The sequence below is a fragment of the Nocardia sp. IFM 10818 genome (genome assembly GCF_054655275.1).
Genome location: NZ_BAAHJH010000001.1, coordinates 7,814,994 through 7,836,763, shown reverse-complemented (window position 1 = coordinate 7,836,763; position 21,770 = coordinate 7,814,994). Strand labels below are relative to the sequence as shown.

Here is a 21,770-nt window from a genome sequence, read left to right as displayed (position 1 = left end):
CCGGTATCGGGGCGGCGGCCTTTTTGCTGTTCGGAGGGGGTGCGGGGGCCGAGCCCCCACACTCCCTGAGTGCTAGCTCTAGCTAGCGCACCCGCCGGTGGGTTACTGTATCGACCAGTAACACAAAGGAGTGTCCTATGCGGGCAATGCTGCGATCGCACCGGGCGAACCTGCGCACCCGGACCTACGGCAATGCGGATCTGAATCCGCCCGCCGGGCCGTACGAGGTCGTCCCGGTGACCGCGACCGATGGCGCCCGGCTGCGGGTGCATTCCTACGGTCCCGCCGACGGCGATGTCATCGTGCTGGTGCACGGCTGGACCTGCTGCCTCGAATACTGGAATCCGCAGATCAACGCCTTCGCCGGCGAGTACCGCGTGGTCGCCTACGACGTGCGCGGCCACGGCGAGAGCGAGTTGGGCGCCGCCCCGCTCAGCACCGATCAGCTCGCCGACGATCTCTCGGCCGTGCTGGCCGCGGCGCTGAAGCCGGGGCAGCGGGCCGTGCTGGTGGGACACAGCCTGGGCGGCATGACCATTCAGGCCTGGGCGGGGCGGTATCCCGACCAGGTCGAGCAGCGTGCGCTCGCGGTGCTCATGACGAATACGGCCGCCGGGGATCTCATTGCCGAGACCACCGTGGTGCCGTTGCTCAATCGCGGGCTGCTGCGCCTGCCGTTCGTGGTCGGGCTGCTCGGTCTGAGCGCGCGCCTGGTGTTCCCGCCCATCGCGCCGGTGCGATGGCTGTTCCGGCGGCAGATCATGAGCCTGGATTCGGTCGGCGATATCGCCGATTTCGGCATGAATATCGTGCGGTCCTGCCCGGCGGAGGTGCGCGGCAAGTTCGGCACGCTGCTGTCGTATCTGGATGTGGGCCGGGGCGCGGTCAATCTGACCGTGCCGACGAGCCTGGTCGCCGGGTCCGCGGACGATATGACGCCCGTGGTGCACACCGATCGGATCGCCGACATGCTCAGGGAGGCGGGCAGTCTCGACGGTTATCTGATTCTGCCCACCGGCCACCTCGGGAATGTCGAGGCATACCGGGAGTTCAACGGTGAGCTGGCGCGAGTCGCCAAGTCCGCGTTCGGGATTCCGGCGACGGCCGTCGGTGCGTGAAGGGGGCCTTTTCCTCACCCCAGGGGCCCTTATCGCGGGCATACCGGGGCCGCACACTGTGTTGTAGATAACAGCGATTCCCGTCTTCTCCGCCTCGGGAAGCGAATGCCGTTGCGGGCGAACGGGTAACCAAGGAAGGCGGGCCGCATGCGGCAGGGTCGAGAGATTTTTGCCGCTTGCTCTAGCAAGCGCTGCTGCTAACGCGGTAGTGTGGCCTGGAACACAAAGGAGTGCTCATGCTGGTGAAGCTGCCCGAGGCGGGCGCGGATATGGTGACCGCCCCCTTCCGTACCGCATTGCGGTCCCGCACCTACGCGACCGAGTCGCTGAACACCCTGGCGCCCGCCGAGGTCATCCCCGTCACCACCGCCGACGGCGCGACCCTGCGCGTGCAGACCTACGGCCCCGCCGACGGCGAGGTCATCGTCTTCATCCACGGCTGGTCCTGCGCCATCGAATACTGGAACCCGCAGATCAACGCCTTCGCCGGCGACTATCGCGTGGTCGCCTACGATCAGCGCGGCCACGGCGAATCCACCATGGGTTCCCGGCTTTTCGAGGCCGATCAGCTCGCCGACGATCTCTCCGACGTGCTCGACGCGGTGCTGCGTCCCGGCCAGCGCGCGACGCTGGTCGGGCACTCCATGGGCGGCATGACCATTCAGGCGTGGGCGCGGCGCTATCCGGAGCAGGTCACCGCGCGTGCTTCGGCCGTCGTGCTGGCCACCACCGCCGCCCGGCAGATCCCGCAGCGCGCCACCGTGCTGCCGCTGTTCAACGATGTGATCCCGGCCCCCGAATGGCTGGCCAAGGTCATGTTCGGCACCCCGCTGCCGCTGCCCGGCGGCCGGGCCGTGCACCTGGTCGCCAAGTCGCGCCTGTGCAATCCGGCCGCGACGGCCGATCAGGTCGCCTTCGGCACCGCCATCGTTCGCTCCTGCCGTCCCTCGGCGCGCGCCGCGGTGGCGCGCGGCCTGCTCCGCCTGGACATGCACGGCGCCGCCGCCAACCTGACGGTCCCCACCAGCGTCATAGCCGGCGCCCACGACCGCCTGCTCCCCGAGCTGCACTCCCGCGAAATCGCCGACACCCTGGCCGATTCCGGCTACCTGGACCGGTACCTCATCCTCCCCACCGGTCACCTGGTGAACATCGAGGCCGAGGAAGCCTTCAACACCGAGGTGCATCGCCTGATGGCCAAGGCGCGCCGCGGCTCCATCGCCGTCGCGGGCTGACGCCGCAACGACATTCGATACTCGCCCCGCTCGTGCAATGCACGGGCGGGGTTGGTTCCGTTGCGGCAGAGTGGATATCGGGGGATCGCGCCCACGTCGTGTGATTCGAGAAGTTCCGCCGATGGTCGATCGAGGGAGTCGAGATGAAACTGCAAGCCGGACAGGTCGCGGTGGTGACCGGTGGCGCCAACGGCATCGGCCGCGCGGTCGCGGAAGCCTTGCACGCCCGCGAGATTCACGTCGTGCTCGCCGATATCGACAGCGCCGCGGTCGCGAAGACCGCCGGCGAGATCGGCTCCGATGCCCTGGCGGTGACCACCGATGTCGCCGATCCGGCGCAGGTCCAGCAGCTGGCCGACACCACCCTGGAGCGCTTCGGCCGGGTCGACCTGGTCTTCAACAATGCCGGAATGGGCGTGGGCGGGCCCATTTGGCTGGTGGAACCCGAGGACTGGCAACGACTCTGGTCGGTCAATGTGCAGGGCGTCGTCAATGGCATGCGCGCCTTCGTTCCGCATCTGATCGCGGCCGGGCGGGGGCACATCGTCAACACCGCCTCGCTGGCGGGCGTCACCATCGGTCCGCTCAATGCTCCCTACACCGCCAGCAAGCACGCGGTCGTCTCGCTCAGCGAGGCCCTGCAGGGCGAACTGGCCATGCTGGCGCCCGGCATCGGCGTCACAGTGGTCTGCCCGGGCCCGGTCGACACCCAGCTGCTGCGCGGCGCCACCGAGGGTATCCAATCCCTGCTGGGCGACGGCGATTCCGTCCCGCCCCAACCCGCCGAAGGCTGGTACGCCCGGCTCACCCCCGACCAGTGGGAACGCCTCGCCCGCGCCCTCGGCTCGTTCGCCGACCACTTGTCCGATGACATCATGCCCGCCGCCGAAGCCGCCGAAATCATCCTGGCGGCCATCGAATCCGATCGTCTCTACGTCACCACTCACCCGAGCTGGGCCCGGTACGCCGCCGACCGGGTCGAGAAGATCGTGGCCGACTTTCAGGCATGACGGCGCCATCTCTTCACGCGGCGTCGAGGGCGGCGGTGATCTTGCGGGCCATCTCGGTTGCCGTGGGGCCGGGCGCGCCGCCGTCGGCGGTCGCCTGAACGGCGACCAGCACCGTGTCGCGGAAGTTGCTCGCCTCGGCCGGATCCTGCTGCCCGAGCAGGCCCATGGCCGCGGTGAGGGCAGGCAGCACCTGGTCGGCCAGTTCGGCGACGGTCTTGCCCCGCAGGTCGATGTCCTTCGATCTCGCCGCCAGCACATGGCCGATCGGGCCGGTCGCGGAGTACAGGGCGGTGGAACCGGTGACGGCGGCCCGGTGGGGCGAGCCGCCGGCGGCGGCCATGAGCGACACGGCGCCGAAGGCCGCGGTGCGCAGGGTGGACTTGTCCTGGTCGGTGAGGGTGAGGGACATGATGGTGTGCTCCTTCAGCTTTGGCAGGCGCAGGGCCGTGAACGGGCGGAGGGTGGTGAACGGGCGGAGGGCCGCGGACGGGCGGGCGGTCATCGGCCGGCCGGTTCCTGGCGGGCGGTGGCGCGGACGGCGTCGGCGATGGCGCGGAAGTCCTTGCGCAGGATCTGCGAGTGGTTGCTCGGGACCTGGGTGCTGATGGTGATGTTGGGGTTGGCGGCCAGGATCGGATCGAGTGAGGCGCGGGCGGCGGCCATATCCTCCTCGCTGCCGCCGAGGTTGGAGCCGGTGGCCAGCACGTAACGCACGGGGCGCGTGACGTTTTCGAGCACCCCGGCCATGGTGGTAGCGGAGATCGCATTGATCTCGATATTGATCTCGGCGTGCTCGTCGGCGCTCATGCGGGCGGCCATGCCCAGCGGACGGGCCAGCGGCAGCAGGTAACGCATGCGGCGGAAGATCTTCCGGATCTGCTCGCGGCCCTCTTCGCCGTCCAGGCCGTAGGGCATGGCGCCGTCGGCCGACACCACGCCCAGGACGCGGCCGGGGTTCTGCTCGGCGTAGTGCACGGCCAGCGAGGCGCCGTAGGACCAGCCCACCAGGATCGCCCGCTCGACGCCGGTGGCATCGAGCACCGCGTCGATATCCCGCAGGCATGCGGCGAAGGAGTAGTCGGACGAGGTCTTCGACTTGCCGCGGGCCCGGGCGTCGAAGGTGATGTGCCGGAAATCCGGGCCGAGTTCGGTGATCGTCTTCTGCCAGTGCTTCTGGTCGGCGTAGCAGCCGTTCAGGTAGACGACCGCGATGCCGGGACCGCGGGTGTCGGTCACCGCCAGCGCGGTGTCCTCGGTCGCCACCATGCCGGTCCAGGGGGCGGCGGTCGCGGTGGTGGTGGTCGAGCGGGTCATGGTGTCCTCCAAGTTTCGTTCGCTTCTCTCTGAAGCAATGACCAAAGACTAGATTGCGTTTACAGATCCGTCAACACATTTCTCAAGAAAAATCTGCCATCTACGACGGAGTCTGATGATTTTGCAATGATTATGGAAGTGAATGCAAGAACTGAACCGTGCCAAATTTTGCAATGAGGTTCATTCGGTCGCATACTGGTGCTCGCGAACGAGGAGGTGGATGCCGATGCCTGGAGGCAGGCTGACCGGCGAGGACCGGCAGCAGATCGCTGCGGGACTGGCCGAGGGGCTCGGATATACGGAAATCGGTCAGCGCCTGGGCCGCCCGGCGTCGACCATCATGCGAGAGGTCACCCGCAACGGCGGCCTCGGCGGCTACCGGGCCGACCGCGCGGACGAGGCCACGAAGGAACGCGCGCGCCGGCGCAAACAGGCCCGCCCCGCGCCCCGGCCGATCCCCGAGCCCGGCCACGGCCGCGATCCGGGCGCGGTCCAGGACTTCACCGACTCCTACATCGAACTCCTCATCGGATCGGGCCTGCCGCAGATGATGGCCAGGGTGATGGCCTGTCTGCTCGTCACCGACTCCGGCGCCCTCACCGCCGCCGACCTGGTCGAGCGCCTGCGCATCAGCCCCGCCTCGGTCTCACACGCCGTCACCTACCTCGAACAGCAGGGCATGATCACGCGCGAACGCCCGCCCGGCGAACGCCGCGAACGCTACGTCATCGACGACCGGATCTGGTTCCGCTCCACCGTCGCGGCCCGCCAGATGAACGACATCCTCGCCGCCGCGTCTCAGCGCGGCGCCGAAATCCTCGGCCCCGCAACCCCCGCCGGCGCCCGCTTCGCCGCCACCGCCGAATTCGTGGCACTCGTCAGCGAGCACCTCGGCAGGGCTCTGGACCAGTGGGAGCGGATCCAAGCCGACCGCGCCGCCGGTGATTCCCTCAGGTGAGGACCGGGAAGTTGCTGCGGAAAACGCCTTTCGGGTCGCGGTCGCGTTCGATGTCACGCGGCCGGGCCGGCGTGTCCGCGCCGAGGGCGCCCGCCGCGCTGACCGATGGGCGTGCGAGCGCGCCGGAAAACCGCGTCCGGAGCCGAAAGTGATCGCCTGCTGACCGGATCATGACCGGCGCACGAGCGATGAGGGTCAGTTGAAGACGACGGTGCGGCGGCCGTGGACGAGGACGCGGCCTTCCAGGTGCCAGCGCAGGCCGCGGGCGAGGACCACGCGTTCGATATCGCGGCCCTGGCGGACCATGTCGTGGACGGTGTCGGCGTGGTCGATGCGGGAGACGTCCTGCTCGATGATGGGGCCGGCGTCCAGTTCGGCGGTCACGTAGTGGCAGGTGGCGCCGATCAGTTTCACGCCGCGGGCGAAGGCCTGGTGGTAGGGGCGGGCGCCGACGAAGGACGGCAGGAAGCTGTGGTGGATATTGATGGCGCGGCCGGTCCAGTGCTCGCAGAGGCTCTCGGGGAGGACCTGCATGAAGCGGGCCAGGACGACAGCGTGGGGGTCATGGGCGTCGACCAGGGCGCGGACCTGTTCGAAGGCCGGGCCGCGTTCGGCGGGATCCTTGGGGAAGGGCACGTAGTGGAATTTCACGCCGTGCGCCTCGGCCATGGGGGCCAGGTCCGGATGGTTGCCGATGACGGCTTCGATGGTCGCGGGCAGTTCGCCGCTCGACGCCCGGCCGAGGAGATCGTGCAGGCAGTGGCCGTCCTTGCTGACCAGCAGCACGGCGCGGCGCTTCTCGCCGGAGTCGTGCACCTGCCACTCGGTCTCCGGGCCCAGCTCGGCGGCGACGGCGAGGAAGCGGTCGCGCAGTTCCTCGAGCGGGAACGGGACGGTGGCGGCCTTGACGGCCTGACGAGTGAAGAACCACCCGGTCTCCAGGTCGGAGTGGTATCCGGCCTCGACGATCGAGCCGCCGAAATCGGCGATGAAGGACGTGATGCGGGCGATGATGCCCGGACGGTCCGGGCAGCCCAGGGTCAGCACATAACGACGATCATCAGGGTTGCCGGGGGCGGAACTCATACCGGCAAGCCTATTCCGCCTCTCCGGGACTTCAGCGCCCGGCTCGGGTGCCGTCGCCGATCACGCACGCGTGGTGCGGTCGAACACGCAGACGATTTTGGTCGTACCCGACGAGTTACCCGGCTCGTACGAAATCAGTCGTCACCTTGGGACTCATCCGGCCCTCACAGCTCGTAGAAAGGGTCCGCGTAGCGGAACTCGCCGGTGATCTCGGCTTCGTAGGCGCTCAATGGCCGCACCTGGAAGTGCGAGGTCCAGTCGGCCTGGTCCGGGACGATCCCCAGCCGCACGCCCGGCACGAAGCCGAAGCGGGGGTAGTAGTCGAGGCTGCCGAGCAACCCGATCAACGGCTCGTCGAGGGCGTCGGCCGCGCCGAGGACGGCATGCATGAGCGAGGAGCCGACCCCGCCGCCCTGATGGTCGGTGCGGACTCCGATGGGCCCGAGCGCCAGCACCGGAAACGGCCCGATTCCGGCGCGGGTGAGACAGACGTGGCCGACGACGTCGTCGTGCTGGACGGCCACCATGGACAGGGTGGGCATCCAGGCGGAGTTGTCGCGGAGCTGCCGGACCAGGGCCACTTCGGGCGGGTCCACGGGCAGGCGGGCGGCGGTCTCGGGCCGGTCGCCGTTGGCGGGTGCGTAGTGGGCGGCGAATGCGCTGCGGTGCACCGCGTCGATCGCGGCGGCATCGCCGGGTCGTTCACGACGGATCAGCACCCTACGAGTGTGCGCGACGGCGGCGGCGGCCCGCAACGAAATTCGCTACCGATATGCCAAACTCGGTGCTCATGGACCGGATTTCCCGTGCGGACGTGGCCGCGATGATCGATCACACCCTGCTCGCCCCCGAAGCGACCGCTTCGGATGTCGACGCGCTGATCAAGGAGGCCCGCGAGCTAGGCGTGTTGGCAATCTGCGTCTCACCGTCCATGCTGCCGGTGCGCGCACCCGGTCTGGTGCTGGCCACCGTCGCGGGATTCCCCTCCGGCAAACATCATTCGCTGGTGAAGGGCGCCGAGGCGCGGCTCGCGGTGGATCAGGGTGCGGCAGAAGTGGATATGGTCATCGACGTGGGCGCGGCCCGCGCCGGCGACTACAACGCCGTACTCGCCGATATCGTCGCGGTGCGCGAGGCCATCGGCGATCGCGCCCTGCTGAAGGTGATCATCGAATCGGCAGCGCTGACCGATGAGCAGATCGTCGAGGTGTGCCGGGCGGCCGAACAGGCCGGGGCCGATTTCGTGAAGACCTCCACCGGATTCCATCCCGCCGGCGGCGCCAGCGCGCACGCGGTGCGGTTGATGGCGGAGACGGTCGGCGGCCGTCTCGGGGTGAAGGCCAGCGGCGGCATCCGCACCGCGGACGCGGCGGCCGAACTCATTGCCGCCGGCGCCACGCGGTTGGGACTGTCGCGCTCTCGTGAAGTGCTGGAAGGGTTTCCGGCCTGAACGCGCTCAGCAGCGGTAGTCGGCGCTCCGCTGCGAGGTCCGGCTGCTGTCCGGGGCGGGCAGTTCACTGCGCCCGCCGTCCAGGGTGACCGCCAGGCCGTTCTGGGTGACCTTCACACTGGTCGGCTTCATATCGAACGGGTAGCTCTGCAGGCTCTGCGAGAGCAGATCCACGATGCCCGAGACCAGATCCGTGGGCAGCCCGAAGCCGAGCAGGCTGGCGGACATGGTCTCCACCTCGACCTTGTCCCCGACCACCTTCGGCTGCACCTGCAGCTCGGCGAGACCGCCCAGCACCGCGAACTTCAGCGTCCCGGCCGCGGGGTCGGAGGTGGTGTCGGACACCAGCCCGCCGAGAGTCTTCGTGATGCCGTCGTTGCTCCAGGTCACGTCGGCCGAGGAGCTGCCGATGGTGCCGCCTTGGCGCCCTTGGTCTTTCACCTCGATGTCATGGAAGGTGGCGTGCACGACCATGCCGACCGCGGGGCCGAACTTGGTGTCGTCGCTGTCCACCGTCACCTTGCCGACCTTCCCGTCGAACATGGTGATCAGCAAGGGCTTCCAGCCGAAGGACACATCGATCTGCGAGCCCATCTCCGCCTCGAAGCCCGAGGCGATGCAGTTCTCCACCGAGCGGCGGGCATAGGCCTCGCCGCCGGCCAGCCCGGCCACGGCGAGCAGGGCCACCACCAGGCCGATGATGAGCAGGGTCCGCTTGCGGCGCATACCGGAGGGGCCTCCTTGTCCACCAGCCGGATTCGCCGGCGGCGGGGGTGTGAGCGGCGGCTGCTGGTAGCCGCCGGTGACCGGGCCGTAGGAATCGCTCGGTAGCGCCCCGGCCTCCGCCGCGTACGCCGCCTCACCCGGATGCAGCGCCTTGGTGTCGTGCCGGCCCAGCACGTCGGTTTCCCGCGTATCGCTGACCGGCGGCCGCGCGCCGAGCTGCTCGGTCTGATCGCCCGAGTTGTTCTTGCCTGCGTCGTCCGAGGTCGGGTTCGAACTCATGCGGCCGATTCTTCCGAAAGTTTCTGTGCGGGCTCTGTGCTTCCGGTGAGGTGTCGCTAGGGTCCCGCCGGATTGTGACATAACACACAGCGGTCGGCGTAGCCTGGTTCCCATGGCTGGGCAGCCCGCGGCGGAGCAGGATCCGGAAGACAGTTGGCGACTACTACGGGAGTTGGCCGGGCAGCACGCCGGGTACTTCACCACGCGGCAGGTGCTGCACACGGGCTGTGAGAACCGCATTCGCGACGCCCTGCGGGACGGGTCGGTGGTGCGCGCCGGGGTCGGCCTGCTGCGCCTGGGCGATTGGCCGGAGGGGCCGCTGGACGAGTACGCCATGTGGTCGGCCTGGTTCGACGGGGCCGCCGCCGTCTCCCATCACAGCGCCGCCGAACTGCACGGTCTGGGCCGGTTGCGGCCGCGGTTCGTGCACATGTCCGCCCGCATCGGCCGGTTCCCGCTCTCCCCGCGCCTGGTGGTGCTGCGCCGCGCCTTCGCCCGCACGGATGTGGAGTCGGCGGGCGCCTTCCTGGTGACGACGCCGCTGCGCACGGTCCTGGATCTGGCCGAGGCCGGGATCGGGCAGTCCGCGCTGGACGAGGTGGTGGCCGACGCGGTGGCCATCCACCGCTGTGCGCGCGCCGAGATACGTTCCGCCAGTAGCGCTCTCCCGCCGCCGACCGCCGCTCGCCTGCATCGCGCCCTGATCCGTGTCTGAGCTACGCCCCGGATCGCCGCGGCCCGGCGCGGGCGCCGCGTGGCGGGTATCGCGTACTCGTCTCGAGTTTCGCGCGGGCTGTTGACGTGGCAATGTGATCGAGCATGGGGACGGTCGGCACTGGCATGTGGGATCTGGCTTTTCCGCCCGGCCCGCCCGATCAGATCGCGGAGATGTTCTCCGCGGCGGTGGTCGCCGACGCGGTGCGGCCCTATGACGCGGATCTGGCGCAATCGGTGGAGACCAGCCGGAACTGGCGGCACGACCATCGATACGGCTTCCGCGGGATGACCGCGCTGGCGGTGAGCGCACCGCTGATCTCACTCGGCGTCGCCCGGGCCGGACTGCATTCGATGCGCACCATGCTGCGCTTCGCGACCGGCCGCACCGTCACCTCGCTGGAGGCGGTCGATGTGGAGGCCGCGGCCGCGGCGACGCCCCTCGAAACCCGCGAGGTCGCCGGGACCGCCGCACCGGCCGAGCGGCTCGAGCTGCCGTGGCAGGGAAAACTGCTGGCCGAGGACGCATTACGCGATCGGCTCGACGCCTGGGAGCGGCACGGGGTTCTCGAACCCGGATTCGCCGCCGCGGTCCGGCGGGTGGTCGATCATCCGGAATGGTTGCGGCTACCCGGTTTCCGCGTGGTAGTCGTCGGCGCGGGCGCGGAATTGAGCCCGCTGCAACCACTGCTGACCTGGGGCGCGGATGCGCTCGCGCTGGATCTGCCCGGCCGCGGGCGCTGGGACCGGCTGTGCGCCCTGGCCCGCGCCGGCGCGGGCCGCATGAGTTTCCCGGTGACCGCCACCGGACCGGGCGCCGATATCGCCAGAAGCTTTCCGGCGCTGGCGCACTGGATCGCCACCCACACCGATGCGCGGCCGGTGCTCGGCCTGTACGCGGGCTCGCCCGGCGCGGCCGGGCTGCGGATCGCCGCGGCCTCGGATGTGCTGGCCGAGTCGGTGCTGCGCCGGCATCCGGATGCCGCGCTGGCCTGGCTGGGCTCGCCCACCGACTGCTACGCGGTCCCCGAGTCGGTGGTCGCCGCCGCGCGAGAACAGCTGGCGCGGCGCGGGATTCGCGGCGCCGCCCAGGATCTGCTGCACCGCCTGGCGCCGAGCTCGCTGTACCGGCTCAATTACACCGATCCGGTTCGCGATGCCGAGGGCGCGCAGTGGAGCCTGTTCGACAATCTGCCCTATCTGGCGGGGCCGGATTACGCCCTGGCGCAGCGCCTCCCGCGCTGGCGGGCGGTGCTGGCGCGCTCGGCGGGGCACGCCGTGTCCTATACCGTGGCCCCGCCCACCTGGGCGACCGGTACCGACGAGAGTGTCTGGCGGACGGCCGCCTACCGGGCGGCCGCGCGCTTCGGTATCGAGATCTTCGATCCGGGGACGGCGCGGGCGCTGCTGGCGGCCAAGCTGGTCGCCGATGTGATGGACCCGGTCCGCGGGCCGGACCGCAATCCGGAGGCCCTGTTCAGCAGCGGCGCCGCGCACGGCGGGCTGTGGCGGCAGCCCTTCGCCCCGCGCTCACTGCTCGCGCCCGCCGCGGTCTCCGGATCGGTGCAGGCGCTGCGCGATCTGGCTCAGGAGAGCGGCGCGACCGCCTTCCACGGCACGGTCAAGATATTGTCGCGCGTCGGGCGTCGATAGACGCGCAGCGGAAAGCCCTGCTCGCGCAGCAGGTTCGCGGCCTGCCGCCAGCGGATGCGCGGGCCGTAGGGCGCCAGCGGCGCGGCATGCGTCCACGCGCGGTCGGCGGCGGTGAGCAGCGCGTGAACGGCTTCGCCCGGAATATTGCGGTGGATCAAGGCTTTCGGCAGGCGCTCGGCGATATCGGAGGGCTTGTCGACGGTGAACGGATCCCAGGCCAGGGTGAGCGAGAGCGGCCCGTCACGATCCAGAATGATCCAGGCGCAGCGGCGGCCCAATTCGTCGCAGGTGCCGTCCATGAGCAGCCCATCGGGCGCCAGACCGGACAGGATGGCGCCCCAGGCGTCCGGGACCGCCTCCTCCGGATACTGCCGCAGCACATTGAAGGCCCGCACCAGGTTCGGCCGCAGGCCCGCCAATTCGAAACCGCCGCGGGCGAAGACGACGCCGTCGCGGCCGGGGACCACGCGCTCGGGATCGATTTCGAGTCCGGTCACGCGAAGGTCGGGGCGCAGCGTGCGCAGTCGCGCCGCCAGCTCCAGGGTGGTCACCGGGCTCGCTCCGTAGCCCAGATCGACGACGAGCGGCGGCTCGACGGGGGTCAGCAATCTCTTGGCGATCAGCGGATCGTGTACGAGCCAGCGGTCCCCGCGGCGCAGTCGATTGATGCCGGTGGTGCCGCGGGTGATCGTTCCGAGGGGTTTGCTCAGCCGACCGGGTGTCGCTCGTCCAGCCACTGCTGGGTCACCTTCGCCTCGGCGCGGAACAGGTCGATCAGGTTCACCAGCATCATCTGCTCGAGCTTGCGACCCAGGAACGGGATGAGCACCTCGGCCCGCGACGAGGTGCGCAGAGTGCACCCGGTCTCGGTCGGGAACAGGTGCGTGCTGCCGCCGAGAGTGCCCGGACCGCGCGGGATCTCGGCGGTATACGTGCCGGTCACCTCGGGTCCGAACGGTCCGTAGGTCTCGGTGCGGCTGATCACCATGTCCTTGCCCATGATCGCCTGCGCCATATCCGGCAGGCTCTCGCGCGGCAGCACGTGGCGCAGCTCGATGGTGATGCCGTGATCGTCGGCTTCCAGGCGCACCAGATCATTGGGCGAGTACTTCCGCAGCTCATCCATCCGCGCCTCCCAGTGGTCGCGGTTCCTGAGCGCTGCGTACACCTCCTCGGTGGTGTGCAGCGGATAGCGTGCGGAGTAGTCGAGTCGGCGAGGCACGATCGCTCAGACTACTGCCGGAAAGACTCCGTCAGTGCGAACTCAGCCAATTGTCGGTGAACTCGGCTTCGCGCTGCAGCAGTTCCAGCAGGTGCTCCTGGATGGCGGCCTCGATCTTCTTGCCGAACAGCGGCACCTTCACCTCGATGGCGGCGTCCACGACGAACTTGGAGCCGGCGCCGTCATCGGACATGTCGAGGGTGCCCTTGACCGTGGCGGGCGCGCCCTCCACATAGGCGTCGACGCTGCCGCCGCTGCCGGTCCAGGTCTCGGTGCGCGGAATGATCAGATCGCCGGGGCGGACCGCGGTCAGCTGGGCGGGCAGTTCCTCGGCCGGAATGGCCTGCACCATCTCGACTCGCACATTGCCGCCGTCGATCCGGATGGAGTCGATGCGCGCATTCGGGCCGCCGACCGCCTCGATGCGGTCTTTCCAGTACTGCTCATTGGCGAGGGCCGCGCGCACGGCGGCGGTGGAATGGGTCGAGTGCGCAGTGAAGGCCAGAGGTGTCGCCATGGTCGGACAGGCTACCGTCTGTGGCTGTGCGTACTACTGGGGTGGTGTCCTTCGACGACGTGGCGGATCGGCTCGCGGCGACCGGTGCGCGGCTGCGCGCCGCCGTCCCGCTGGCGGAGCTGACCACGCTGCGGGTCGGCGGGCCGGCCATCGTGGCCGATTGCGCGAGCACTGAAGCGCTGGTGGCGACGGTGCGGGAGCTGGACGCGGCCGGGATTCCGGTGCTGCTCATCGCGGGCGGCTCGAATCTGCTCATCGCCGATGCGGGTTTCGCGGGCGTCGCGGTGCGGATCGCCACCGCGGGCGTGACCATCTCCGGCGACTCGGTGCGCGCGGAGGCGGGCGCGAATTGGGATGCGGTGGTGGCCGCGACCGTCGAGGCCGGCTTCGGCGGGCTCGAATGCCTTTCGGGCATCCCGGGTTCCGCGGGCGCCACGCCGGTGCAGAATGTCGGCGCGTACGGCGTGGAGGTGGCGACGCTGCTGCGCCGGGTGCAGCTGCTGGATCGGGCCAGCGGCGCGATCCGCTGGGTCGAGCCGGGGGAGCTGGGATTCGGATATCGCACCTCGGTGCTCAAGCACAGCGATCACGCGGTGGTGCTGGCGGTGGAGTTCGCGCTGCGCCCCGATGGTGCGAGCGAGCCGCTGCGGTATCGCGAGCTGGCGGCCGCGCTGGGGGCCGAGGAGGGCGAATCGCGGCCGGCCGCGCAGGTGCGCGCGGAGGTGCTGCGATTGCGCGCGGGCAAGGGGATGGTGCTCGATCCGGCCGATCACGACACCTGGAGTGCGGGTTCCTTCTTCACCAATCCGGTCGTACCGGACACCCAGGTGGATGCGGTGCGGGCGGCGATCGCCACACATGTCGGGGCGGATGTGGCCGTGCCCACCTGGCCCGTCGCGGGCGGGGTGAAGTTCTCCGCGGGATGGCTCATCGAACGCGCGGGATTCGCCAAGGGCTTCCCGGGCGAGGATGCGCCGGCGCGGCTGTCCACCAAACACACGCTGGCCCTGACCAATCGGGGGACGGCCACCGCCGAGGATCTGGTGACGCTCGCGCGCACAGTTCGCCAAGGAGTAGCTGAACGTTTCCGGATCCGCCTCGAACCGGAACCTGTCACAGTGGGTGTTGCCCTGTAGAACGTGTCTCGGACCACTTCTCCGCGTCCGGCCGACTCGGTTTGCGGCGGTATCGTCGAGAAAGTGAGCAATCGAGGAGGAGTGTCCGTGCGCCGGGTGACCGCCGTGCTGGCCGCGCTGCTGGCGCTGGTCGTGGTCGTGGCCGGTTGTAGTTCCGATAAGGGCGGCGGTCCCGCCGAGCCCGCCGAGCCCGCCGCGCAGGTCGCCCTGGAACCCGGCGACGGCGCCCGGGACGTCGACCCCACCGCGCCCGTCTCGGTCTCGGTGAGCGGCGGCCGCATCGATCAGGTGGCGCTGACCAATCCCAATGGCAAGCAGGTCACCGGCGAGTTCAATGCCGACCACACCAAGTTCACGATCACCGAGCCGCTCGGCTACAACGTGACCTACACCTGGTCCGGCACCGCCGTGGGCACCGACAACAAGCCGGTGGCCATCGACTCCACGTTCACCACCCTGACGCCGAAGAATCAGATCTCGGCGACCATCAATATCGCCGACAACCAAGAGGTCGGCATCGCGGCCCCGATCATCGTGCAGTTCAACAAGCACATCGACGACAAGGCCGCCGTCGAACGCCGCATGACCGTCACCACCACCCCCGGCGCCGAGGGCTCCTGGGCCTGGCTGCCCGACGACAACGGCGGCTCCCGCGCCCACTGGCGGCCGCGCGAATACTGGGTGCCCGGCACCACCGTGCACGTGGATCTGAAGCTCTACGGCCAGAAGATGGGCGACGGCTCCTACGGCGCGGCCGACCTCACCTCCGACTTCCGCATCGGCCGCGCCCAGATCGTCAAGGGCGACGCTCCCAGCCACCGCATGCAGGTGGTCCGCGACGGCCAGGTCATCTTCGACTTCCCCGTCTCCTACGGCGAGGGCAACGAGGACCGCAATGTCACCCGCTCCGGCATTCACGTGGTCACCGAGAAGTACGAGGACTTCATGATGTCCAACCCGCCCTACTACGAGAACGTCCGCGAACGCTGGGCCGTGCGCATCTCCAACAATGGCGAGTTCATCCACGCCAACCCCGAATCCCTCTCCGCCCAGGGCAATACCAACGTCACCAACGGCTGCATCAACCTCAGCCCCGGTGACGCCCAGCAGTACTTCCCCACCGCCCTCTACGGCGACCCCGTCGAGGTGACCGGCACCCGCATCCCCCTCTCCGCGGCCGACGGCGACATCTACGACTGGACCATCGACTGGAACACCTGGAAGTCCATGTCCGCCCTGGACAACGACAACTCCTCCGGCGTCAGCGCCACCCCGCTGGCTCCCCAGCCCCCGGCCGGCAACTGACCTTCAGCGCCGCGTGCCGAGAGCACTCATGATCAGCTCGCGCGCCGCCTTGCCGGTCGCGGCTTGGCGCGCGAGCGTATCGAAGGCGCGGCCGTAGAGGGCGACTTCGCGCGGCTGCGTAATGGTCAGCTCGGCCGCGGTTCCCTCGACCATGACCATGCGGTTGTCGAACAGGACGAAACTCGTTGACACGACGAGTACTTCGGCAACCGCGGGGATGACTCCGAGTGTCACGCGGGGCATTCCGATCATCGACGCCAGGCGATCGAGCTGTCCGGCCATCACATCGTCGGAGCCCACGGTCGAATAGAGCGCCTGTTCCGCGAGGAGGAAGTGGAATCGATGATCGCGCTGGTAGAGGATGCGCTGTCGTTCCATGCGGGTCGACACGCTCTCGTCCAGATCATCGGGGATCCGGTGGAATTCGATGGACCGTTTCAGCAGCGCGGTCGCGTACTCCGCTGTCTGCAGCAGGCCGGGCACGACCTGTGTCTGGTAGCCGCGCAGGAATGTCGCGGTCGCTTCGATCTTCAGTGACTTCTGCTGGCGGCGCTTCAGTCCCGTGCTGAGAATCCGCCGCCACTCCAGATAGGCGGTGTCGATGGTGTGCAGCGTCGCCAGCAGGTCGGGTAGCTGATCCGCCGCGGCGGAATGTTCGCAATAGGCCCGAATGTCCGCATCCGATGGCCTGATTCGCCCGTACTCGATCTTGGAGACCTTGGATTCGTGCCACCCGGACAGCGCTGCCAGCTTGCGGCCGCTGAGCCCTGCCCGTCGGCGAAGCTCTCGGAGCCGCGCCCCGAGAGCTTCCTGTGCCTCATCGAATCCCGAAGTCACTGCCGTGCGTAGTCGCTCTCGACGTACTCCGAATAGGGAACGGCAAGCTCCCAGAGCCGTTGCCGCACACCCTGGCAGTACTCGATTATCCGTGGATCGGTGCTGGCGGCCATTGCCGGTGCCGAAGCACCGTTCTCGGCGGCCAGGTTGAACACCACCCGCTCGCTGTCGAACATCCACCAGTCATCCGGCGGCACCTCCCCGGCCAGATGTCTGGGAACATAACGGATATCCTCGCCGGCCGCGACATTGCTGTCGGTCACCGACAACAGCCACCGCTGATAGTCGCTGTGCGGGACCGTGACCACCCGTATGCGGCCCATTGCGATACCGCGCCCGGTCGTTTCCCGCACCAGCTCGAGCCAATCGCTCTTGTAGTCGTCCACCAGCGGGGGCTCACCGCTCAAGAACCGGCGCAGCGGTTCGGACTCCTGTGGAACACCGTAGACATCTCTGACCTCGAAATGAAACGCCTGCTCCTTGCATCCGCGAAAGAGCTCCGCCCATACCGCCGGGTCATTCTGCAAGTACTGCACCGTAAACCGTCCTCCGCGTCATCGGCACGGCAATGGCCGTCTCGTCATCGGCCAGATCCAACTGGCTCAGTGTTTCAGGGTCGGTGATCGGCCTGCCGGTCAGCGTGAACGTCCCACGGCCCGTGTCGGTCAGTGTGGTCCCGATGTAGGTGTCCGGCTCCAGGAACCCGAGCAGTAGATGGGGAATTTCAATGGTTTCAGGCCGGTCGGTCTTCCAGCCTTGTGCGAGATAGCCATTGCCGGTGGCATAGAGGCTGGGGCATCCGGTGACGTCTGATCCGCCCTTGCCGAGGAATTTCAAGCACATGATTCGACCCCCGTCGTGTGCTGTGCACGGACTTTCCATGCTGCGTTCAATGATCCTCCGCCCTGCTCGGAGCCACGACCGCATGAAGAAAATCAATCAAAGTCGTGCAAACTTCTGGAGTCGCTGTCGTACGGGAACTTAGCGTCGACGCAACAGACCACGGATCTGGCTGGAGTCGAGATGGTTTGGCGTACACAACTTGTGGCGTTTCCCGGCGGCGTCCTGGAGACCCGCGTCTACGAAGACGAAGCCGATGAGGACTCGGATGAAGGGGTGCGGATGCGGTACAGGCCAACGGCATTGGGGTATCTGCGGACGGATGTGTCCGGGATCGCGCAGCTCTGGGACGAGTCGCGGATTCGTGAGCTCGCCGAACGGCTCGGGTACGACTTCGCCGGTGTGGTGGTTTACGACCCCGGTAGCGGTCGGGCGCCGCTGGCCCGGTTGAAGGCTCAGGCCAAGCGGCTGGATGCCGAGGCCGTTGTCGTGGCGGGGCCCGAGCATTTCGACGGTGGGCGGATTCCCGAATCGTTGGAGCGGCAGTTCGACGTGTTTACCGTGCGCGGTGATTGACGATGCGCCATCGGGCGGCGTCTCCGAGCGCTGCGGCGGTCTGCTGATCCGGGTCGCGATCCGGACGTGTGCCCACTATCGTTTCGCGCAGGGGAGCGCAGCGGAGAGGTCGGGCAGTGGTTGCGAGAGTGGCAACGGCGGCAATGACTTTCGCGCGACCGCTGAGTCCCTCGGAGCGATGGTTCTGGATCGTCGATCAGATCTCGCCCGCCAATTGCAGTGGGCGGGTGCGGTTGTACGGACGGCTGCCGCTGGAACGGCTGGAACGCGCCGCTGCCGCCCTGGTGGCGGAATATCCGCTGCTGCGGGTGGGCGTGCGGGATGCGGCGGTGGGCGGGCCGCGCTTCGGTGGGTTGGCCGAGCCGCGGCTACCGGTGCGCCGGGTGGTTTCCGCCGACCCGGAGGCGTGGCTGCGGGAACTCGACGCGGAGATGGTCGAGGGCTTCGAGGTCGGGGCGGGCCTGGCGCGGGTGGTGGATGTGGTCCGGCATCCGGATACGCCCGCCGAACAGCACGACATCATTCTCACGATCTCGCACATCATCGTGGACGGCCGCTCGCTCGTGGCCGCGCTGCGCAAGCTGATCGAATTCGCTGATCCTCCCGATGCGGTCGAGGGACGGGAGAACGTCACGGTCTCGCCCGGACGGTTGCCGATCCCGCCGTCGGACGAGCTCATTCCGGTTGGGGCGCGCGGGTTCTGGCGCTACGCGTACACGACGCTGTACGACCAGCTGGCGGCCCTGGCCCTGCGGCCGCGGCGGTTGCGCGGTACGCGACCGGTCCCCCTGGGGCACCGGCGGACCCGAATCGTGCACCGGGTGCTGGAGGCGGAGGCCGTGGCCGGCCTCACCGCCGATTGCCGCCGCGCGGGCGTGACGGTGCACGGCGCACTGGCGGCCGCGGTGGCGCGGGCGGTGGCCGAGCGGGCGGGACCGGAGGCAGCGGGGGTCGTGGGTATCGGGTCCCCCGTGGATTTCCGGGATGCGCTGGTGCCGCAGCCGGATCGGGACGAACTGGGAATCTACGCGCCGGTGCTGTCCGGGTTTGTGCGCTACGGGCCGGGAATGTCGCTGTGGGATATGGCGCGATCGGTGAACCGCCAGGTGGCGCGCGGCGTGCGGCAGCGGCGGCATCTGGCGACGGTGGCGGGCATGCGGTTCGGTACCCCGCGATCGGTGCAATCCGGTTGGCGCATAGTCGAGTTGATCGATCGGCGCGCACCGTGGAATGTGTCGGTCACCAATCTGGGCCGGGCCGAGTTCCCGGACCGGGTGGGGGAGTGGGAGCTGTCCGGGCTACTGCTGGCGGCCTCGAATTCCTGTGTGAGCGCGCTGACCGTCGCGATCGTGACCGCACACCGGGAGATGCAGTTCGGATTCTGCTACGTGGACGGCATGCTGACCAGCCGTGAGGCGGAGGCCTTCGCGGACCGGGTGCTCGATGAGCTGACCGCGCGCCCGGATTCGCTGGTGGAGCAGGTCAGGGCGCGGTAGCGGCGGCCAGCCGCGCGCGCAGGGCGGCGCGGTCGGGTTTGCGGGTGCGGCCGCTCACGGGAATCTCCGCGACCACCACGATGTCATCGGGCAGCGCGGAAGTATCGATGAGCAAGGGCAATTCGCGGCGCAGCCGGTCCGCGACATCGGCCGCGCCGGGATCGGCGACCACGGCCAGGACGATGCGCTCATCGCCGATCTCGTCAGGAATCCCGACCATGATGGCCTGGCGCACGCCCTCGACCGCCGTGATGGCCGGTTCGTACAGTCCGGGATAGATATTGGTCTTGCCGCGGATCATCATGTCCTTCTTGCGGCCCATGAGAATCACGGTGTCCCCGTCGACGCGCGCCAGATCGCCGGTGTGGATCTCCGTCAGCGCCGGTTCGCCGAGATAGCCGCGGCACAGGTTCGGGCCGGACAGGATCAGCTCGCCGTCGTCGGCGATGCGGGCATCGACACCGGTGACAGGCGCCCCGAGTGGATCGCCCGCACCCTCGAAGGCCAGCTTGGCTGTTCCGGAAGTGATTGCCACCGGCAGGATCTCGGTCATGCCGTAGATGGCGAGGAATTCACAGTCCGGCAGGGCCGCACGCGCGCGGCGCAGGAGCGCCGTGGTCACCGGCGCCCCGCCGAGCGAGACTTCGCGCAGCGCGGCGGGCGCGGTCAGCCGGCCGGATTCGATGGCGTTGAGCACCACCGCCAGATCCGCGGGCGTGAAGAACGCATGCGTCGCGCCGTCCAGGGTGCGCGCGAAGCCGATCGGGTCGATGTGGGTCCCGAAACGCGGGTACCGCGGCATGGACCAGCGCGCACCGGCCATGAGCGCGGGCAGGCCCATCATCAACTGCTCGGTGTGCAGATGCGCGCCCGGACCGAGCGTGCTGCGCCCCGCCATGGCCGCCAGGCCCGCGCCGAGCGAACCACGGGTGTGCACAACGGCTTTCGGCGCGGCGGTGGTCCCGGAGGTGAAGACGATCAGCGCCTCGGCCTCCGGATTGGCGACCGCCGCCCCGGCCGCGCCGGCCGCGGAGCCGAGCAGCGTGCGCAGCGGAATCGACGCGGACGGCGTGCCCGGCAGGCGCGGCCCGCTGTGAATGTGCCGGACCGGCAGGCGCCCGAACGCCGGCAGCGACAGCCCCAGTGCGCGGCCGAGCCGGTTCGCCGGCCCGCTGAGCAGATAGAGCAGCGATTCCGTTGCTGCCCAAGCCGGTTGGACGAGATCAATGCGGCGCACGAACAATTCCGGCCCCACGCCCGGATCCACGAAGACGATGGTGCCGCCCGCGGCGATGGTCCCGAAGACCAGCACCACCGCGTCGGCGCACGGCCGAATCGAGAACAGCATCCGATCCCCGGGCCGGAAACCATTGTCGTGCAGCCGTTTCGCGGTGGTCGCGATCCTGGCCTCGAGTTCGGCGAAGGTGAGCGGCGGTGCGCCGATCATGCCGAGCGCGGGGGCGTCCGGATGCCGTCGCGCCTGTTCCCGCAACAGCGCGACGAAGTCCGTGTGGGCGGCGGGACCCGGCGCGGTCACCGGATATCCACCAACTCCGGCTTGTAGCGGTGATCGGCGTACCACTCCAGCGTGCGGCGCACGCCCCACGCGCGGACCCGGCGGTTGGAGGCCAGCACCCGGACGTCCCGGCGCAGGCCGTAATCGGTGGTGAGCATGCGCACGGCGTTCACCAGAGCCCGGTCCTCGTGCAGATCCTCGATGGCCGTGCGCGGGAATCCGCCTGCGGCTTCGTACAGTTCTGCCGTGATGGCCATATTGCAGCCGGGCGTCATGACATAGGGCCCGAGATAGCGCGGGTCCTGATTGCCGGGCCGGAACTTGCCGAAGGTGGACGCCACCTCGAGCACCACGCGGATGATCGTCCGATCCCGCCGGCGCACGCCCTCGTCCGTGCGCGGAATCAGCTGCCCGCTGATCAATCGCAGCCCGGAGTCGAAGGCCGCGTGGATGCGCGCCGTCCAGTCGGGTGCGGGCAGGCAGTCGGCGTCGGTGCGCGCCAGCCGCCGCGCCCCGGCCGCGATGGCATGCCGCATCCCGGTATCCGAGGCCGCGCCGGTGCCCTTCTGCTCCTCGTGCACGATCTCGATGGTCATTTCCGGATGCACGGCGGCGAACGCCTCGACGACGTCCACCGTCCGATCGGTGGAGTTGTTGTCCACCACGACCAGCGTGAAGTCCCGATCCTGCTGGGCGGCGAGCGCGTCCAGGGTGGCGGTGATGCCGTATTCCTCGTTGTAGGCGGGCACGATCACCCAGAGTCTGCTCACCGATGGTCCTCC

At 69.1% G+C, this 21,770-nt stretch carries 24 protein-coding genes; 11 read left to right on the top strand and 13 right to left on the bottom strand.

Annotated features, from left to right (window positions below; all coding sequences use genetic code 11):
• The first annotated feature begins 137 nt into the window (after nt 1-137).
• From ACYQ5L_RS36280 to ACYQ5L_RS36270, 3 genes are all read left to right on the top strand, one after another.
• A complete protein-coding gene (locus tag ACYQ5L_RS36280; protein WP_459962730.1) occupies nt 138-1,118 on the top strand; it encodes an alpha/beta fold hydrolase in 981 nt (326 codons plus the stop codon).
• Between the two features lie 236 nt (nt 1,119-1,354).
• The gene (locus ACYQ5L_RS36275; protein WP_459962729.1) at nt 1,355-2,353 is read left to right on the top strand and encodes an alpha/beta fold hydrolase; all 999 of its coding nucleotides are present in this window, start codon (nt 1,355-1,357) and stop codon (nt 2,351-2,353) included.
• A 143-nt stretch (nt 2,354-2,496) separates the two neighbouring features.
• A complete protein-coding gene (locus tag ACYQ5L_RS36270; protein WP_459962728.1) occupies nt 2,497-3,363 on the top strand; it encodes an SDR family oxidoreductase in 867 nt (288 codons plus the stop codon).
• Nucleotides 3,364-3,376: 13 nt separating this feature from the next.
• Here the strand turns inward: ACYQ5L_RS36270 and ACYQ5L_RS36265 are convergent, their stop codons facing one another.
• Both ACYQ5L_RS36265 and ACYQ5L_RS36260 read right to left on the bottom strand, forming a co-directional pair.
• On the bottom strand, nt 3,377-3,865 hold the full coding sequence (locus ACYQ5L_RS36265; RefSeq protein WP_459962727.1) for a hypothetical protein: 489 nt from the start codon (nt 3,863-3,865) through the stop codon (nt 3,377-3,379).
• A complete protein-coding gene (locus tag ACYQ5L_RS36260) occupies nt 3,862-4,677 on the bottom strand; it encodes an alpha/beta fold hydrolase (protein ID WP_459962726.1) in 816 nt (271 codons plus the stop codon). Before ACYQ5L_RS36260 ends, ACYQ5L_RS36265 begins: the two co-directional genes overlap by 4 nt.
• A gap of 226 nt (nt 4,678-4,903) precedes the next feature.
• Between ACYQ5L_RS36260 and ACYQ5L_RS36255 the strand changes: the two genes are divergently transcribed.
• Nucleotides 4,904-5,635, top strand: coding sequence for a GbsR/MarR family transcriptional regulator (locus tag ACYQ5L_RS36255; RefSeq protein WP_459962725.1), 732 nt, complete (start codon nt 4,904-4,906; stop codon nt 5,633-5,635).
• A gap of 195 nt (nt 5,636-5,830) precedes the next feature.
• On the opposite strand, the gene purU is transcribed toward ACYQ5L_RS36255, so the two are convergent.
• Nucleotides 5,831-6,721: a formyltetrahydrofolate deformylase gene (gene purU / locus ACYQ5L_RS36250; RefSeq protein WP_459962724.1), complete on the bottom strand. Its 891-nt coding sequence runs from the start codon at nt 6,719-6,721 to the stop codon at nt 5,831-5,833.
• A gap of 164 nt (nt 6,722-6,885) precedes the next feature.
• Nucleotides 6,886-7,440, bottom strand: coding sequence for a GNAT family N-acetyltransferase (locus tag ACYQ5L_RS36245; protein WP_459962723.1), 555 nt, complete (start codon nt 7,438-7,440; stop codon nt 6,886-6,888).
• Between the two features lie 53 nt (nt 7,441-7,493).
• Here ACYQ5L_RS36245 and deoC point away from each other — a divergent pair, with 53 nt between their 5' ends.
• Complete coding sequence (gene deoC, locus ACYQ5L_RS36240) at nt 7,494-8,171, top strand: deoxyribose-phosphate aldolase (RefSeq protein ID WP_459962722.1); 678 nt, start codon at nt 7,494-7,496, stop codon at nt 8,169-8,171.
• Nucleotides 8,172-8,177: 6 nt separating this feature from the next.
• Here deoC and ACYQ5L_RS36235 read toward each other — a convergent pair whose 3' ends face one another.
• A complete protein-coding gene (locus ACYQ5L_RS36235; RefSeq protein WP_459962721.1) occupies nt 8,178-9,176 on the bottom strand; it encodes an LmeA family phospholipid-binding protein in 999 nt (332 codons plus the stop codon).
• Nucleotides 9,177-9,288: 112 nt separating this feature from the next.
• Here ACYQ5L_RS36235 and ACYQ5L_RS36230 point away from each other — a divergent pair, with 112 nt between their 5' ends.
• Both ACYQ5L_RS36230 and ACYQ5L_RS36225 read left to right on the top strand, forming a co-directional pair.
• On the top strand, nt 9,289-9,891 hold the full coding sequence (locus tag ACYQ5L_RS36230; protein ID WP_379200980.1) for a type IV toxin-antitoxin system AbiEi family antitoxin domain-containing protein: 603 nt from the start codon (nt 9,289-9,291) through the stop codon (nt 9,889-9,891).
• Between the two features lie 104 nt (nt 9,892-9,995).
• Entirely contained in the window at nt 9,996-11,543 is a 1,548-nt protein-coding gene (locus ACYQ5L_RS36225; RefSeq protein ID WP_459962720.1) for a hypothetical protein, read from the top strand.
• Here ACYQ5L_RS36225 and ACYQ5L_RS36220 read toward each other — a convergent pair.
• Genes ACYQ5L_RS36220 through ACYQ5L_RS36210 form a run of 3 tightly spaced genes read right to left on the bottom strand, consistent with a single transcriptional unit; the run spans nt 11,477 to nt 13,282 of the window.
• Nucleotides 11,477-12,280, bottom strand: coding sequence for a class I SAM-dependent methyltransferase (locus ACYQ5L_RS36220; RefSeq protein ID WP_459962719.1), 804 nt, complete (start codon nt 12,278-12,280; stop codon nt 11,477-11,479). The two genes, ACYQ5L_RS36225 and ACYQ5L_RS36220, sit on opposite strands and share 67 nt — an antisense overlap.
• Complete coding sequence (locus tag ACYQ5L_RS36215) at nt 12,250-12,765, bottom strand: DUF2505 domain-containing protein (protein ID WP_459962717.1); 516 nt, start codon at nt 12,763-12,765, stop codon at nt 12,250-12,252. Before ACYQ5L_RS36215 ends, ACYQ5L_RS36220 begins: the two co-directional genes overlap by 31 nt.
• A 31-nt stretch (nt 12,766-12,796) precedes the next feature.
• Nucleotides 12,797-13,282, bottom strand: a complete 486-nt coding sequence (locus tag ACYQ5L_RS36210; protein WP_459962716.1) for a DUF2505 domain-containing protein — start codon at nt 13,280-13,282, stop codon at nt 12,797-12,799.
• A gap of 44 nt (nt 13,283-13,326) precedes the next feature.
• Between ACYQ5L_RS36210 and ACYQ5L_RS36205 the strand changes: the two genes are divergently transcribed.
• Both ACYQ5L_RS36205 and ACYQ5L_RS36200 read left to right on the top strand, forming a co-directional pair.
• Nucleotides 13,327-14,418, top strand: coding sequence for a UDP-N-acetylmuramate dehydrogenase (locus ACYQ5L_RS36205; protein ID WP_459963646.1), 1,092 nt, complete (start codon nt 13,327-13,329; stop codon nt 14,416-14,418).
• 63 nt (nt 14,419-14,481) lie between these two features.
• Nucleotides 14,482-15,723 (top strand): L,D-transpeptidase, encoded by a 1,242-nt coding sequence (locus tag ACYQ5L_RS36200; RefSeq protein WP_459962714.1) that lies wholly within the window; start codon nt 14,482-14,484, stop codon nt 15,721-15,723.
• A 3-nt stretch (nt 15,724-15,726) separates the two neighbouring features.
• Here ACYQ5L_RS36200 and ACYQ5L_RS36195 read toward each other — a convergent pair whose 3' ends face one another.
• Genes ACYQ5L_RS36195 through ACYQ5L_RS36185 form a run of 3 tightly spaced genes read right to left on the bottom strand, consistent with a single transcriptional unit; the run spans nt 15,727 to nt 17,403 of the window.
• Nucleotides 15,727-16,560 carry a DUF5753 domain-containing protein gene (locus ACYQ5L_RS36195; RefSeq protein ID WP_459962713.1) on the bottom strand — a complete coding sequence of 278 codons (834 nt, stop codon included), beginning with the start codon at nt 16,558-16,560 and terminating at the stop codon, nt 15,727-15,729.
• Entirely contained in the window at nt 16,557-17,096 is a 540-nt protein-coding gene (locus ACYQ5L_RS36190) for a DUF6879 family protein (RefSeq protein ID WP_459962712.1), read from the bottom strand. Before ACYQ5L_RS36190 ends, ACYQ5L_RS36195 begins: the two co-directional genes overlap by 4 nt.
• A complete protein-coding gene (locus ACYQ5L_RS36185) occupies nt 17,077-17,403 on the bottom strand; it encodes a hypothetical protein (RefSeq protein WP_379200993.1) in 327 nt (108 codons plus the stop codon). Before ACYQ5L_RS36185 ends, ACYQ5L_RS36190 begins: the two co-directional genes overlap by 20 nt.
• A gap of 180 nt (nt 17,404-17,583) precedes the next feature.
• On the opposite strand from ACYQ5L_RS36185, the gene ACYQ5L_RS36180 reads away from it, so the two are divergent.
• Nucleotides 17,584-17,976: a hypothetical protein gene (locus ACYQ5L_RS36180; protein WP_459962711.1), complete on the top strand. Its 393-nt coding sequence runs from the start codon at nt 17,584-17,586 to the stop codon at nt 17,974-17,976.
• 143 nt (nt 17,977-18,119) lie between these two features.
• Nucleotides 18,120-19,472, top strand: coding sequence for a phthiocerol/phthiodiolone dimycocerosyl transferase family protein (locus tag ACYQ5L_RS36175; protein WP_459962710.1), 1,353 nt, complete (start codon nt 18,120-18,122; stop codon nt 19,470-19,472).
• Here ACYQ5L_RS36175 and ACYQ5L_RS36170 read toward each other — a convergent pair.
• Nucleotides 19,459-21,009 carry a class I adenylate-forming enzyme family protein gene (locus ACYQ5L_RS36170; protein WP_459962709.1) on the bottom strand — a complete coding sequence of 517 codons (1,551 nt, stop codon included), beginning with the start codon at nt 21,007-21,009 and terminating at the stop codon, nt 19,459-19,461. The genes ACYQ5L_RS36175 and ACYQ5L_RS36170 overlap by 14 nt on opposite strands.
• Nucleotides 21,006-21,758 (bottom strand): glycosyltransferase family 2 protein, encoded by a 753-nt coding sequence (locus ACYQ5L_RS36165; RefSeq protein ID WP_459962708.1) that lies wholly within the window; start codon nt 21,756-21,758, stop codon nt 21,006-21,008. The genes ACYQ5L_RS36170 and ACYQ5L_RS36165 overlap by 4 nt, the downstream gene beginning before the upstream one ends.
• Between the last annotated feature and the right edge of the window lie 12 nt (nt 21,759-21,770).

Bases quoted from the DNA above. Each gene is read 5' to 3' on its own strand.
- ACYQ5L_RS36230 (WP_379200980.1), top strand. From the start codon at position 9,289: ATGGCTGGGCAGCCCGCGGCGGAGCAGGATCCGGAAGACAGTTGGCGA.
- purU (WP_459962724.1), bottom strand. From the start codon at position 6,721: ATGAGTTCCGCCCCCGGCAACCCTGATGATCGTCGTTATGTGCTGACC.
- ACYQ5L_RS36175 (WP_459962710.1), top strand. From the start codon at position 18,120: ATGACTTTCGCGCGACCGCTGAGTCCCTCGGAGCGATGGTTCTGGATC.
- ACYQ5L_RS36235 (WP_459962721.1), bottom strand. From the start codon at position 9,176: ATGAGTTCGAACCCGACCTCGGACGACGCAGGCAAGAACAACTCGGGC.
- ACYQ5L_RS36280 (WP_459962730.1), top strand. From the start codon at position 138: ATGCGGGCAATGCTGCGATCGCACCGGGCGAACCTGCGCACCCGGACC.
- ACYQ5L_RS36275 (WP_459962729.1), top strand. From the start codon at position 1,355: ATGCTGGTGAAGCTGCCCGAGGCGGGCGCGGATATGGTGACCGCCCCC.
- ACYQ5L_RS36255 (WP_459962725.1), top strand. From the start codon at position 4,904: ATGCCTGGAGGCAGGCTGACCGGCGAGGACCGGCAGCAGATCGCTGCG.
- ACYQ5L_RS36270 (WP_459962728.1), top strand. From the start codon at position 2,497: ATGAAACTGCAAGCCGGACAGGTCGCGGTGGTGACCGGTGGCGCCAAC.
- ACYQ5L_RS36180 (WP_459962711.1), top strand. From the start codon at position 17,584: ATGGTTTGGCGTACACAACTTGTGGCGTTTCCCGGCGGCGTCCTGGAG.
- ACYQ5L_RS36260 (WP_459962726.1), bottom strand. From the start codon at position 4,677: ATGACCCGCTCGACCACCACCACCGCGACCGCCGCCCCCTGGACCGGC.
- ACYQ5L_RS36210 (WP_459962716.1), bottom strand. From the start codon at position 13,282: ATGGCGACACCTCTGGCCTTCACTGCGCACTCGACCCATTCCACCGCC.
- ACYQ5L_RS36265 (WP_459962727.1), bottom strand. From the start codon at position 3,865: ATGACCGCCCGCCCGTCCGCGGCCCTCCGCCCGTTCACCACCCTCCGC.
- ACYQ5L_RS36185 (WP_379200993.1), bottom strand. From the start codon at position 17,403: ATGTGCTTGAAATTCCTCGGCAAGGGCGGATCAGACGTCACCGGATGC.
- ACYQ5L_RS36225 (WP_459962720.1), top strand. From the start codon at position 9,996: ATGGGGACGGTCGGCACTGGCATGTGGGATCTGGCTTTTCCGCCCGGC.
- deoC (WP_459962722.1), top strand. From the start codon at position 7,494: ATGCCAAACTCGGTGCTCATGGACCGGATTTCCCGTGCGGACGTGGCC.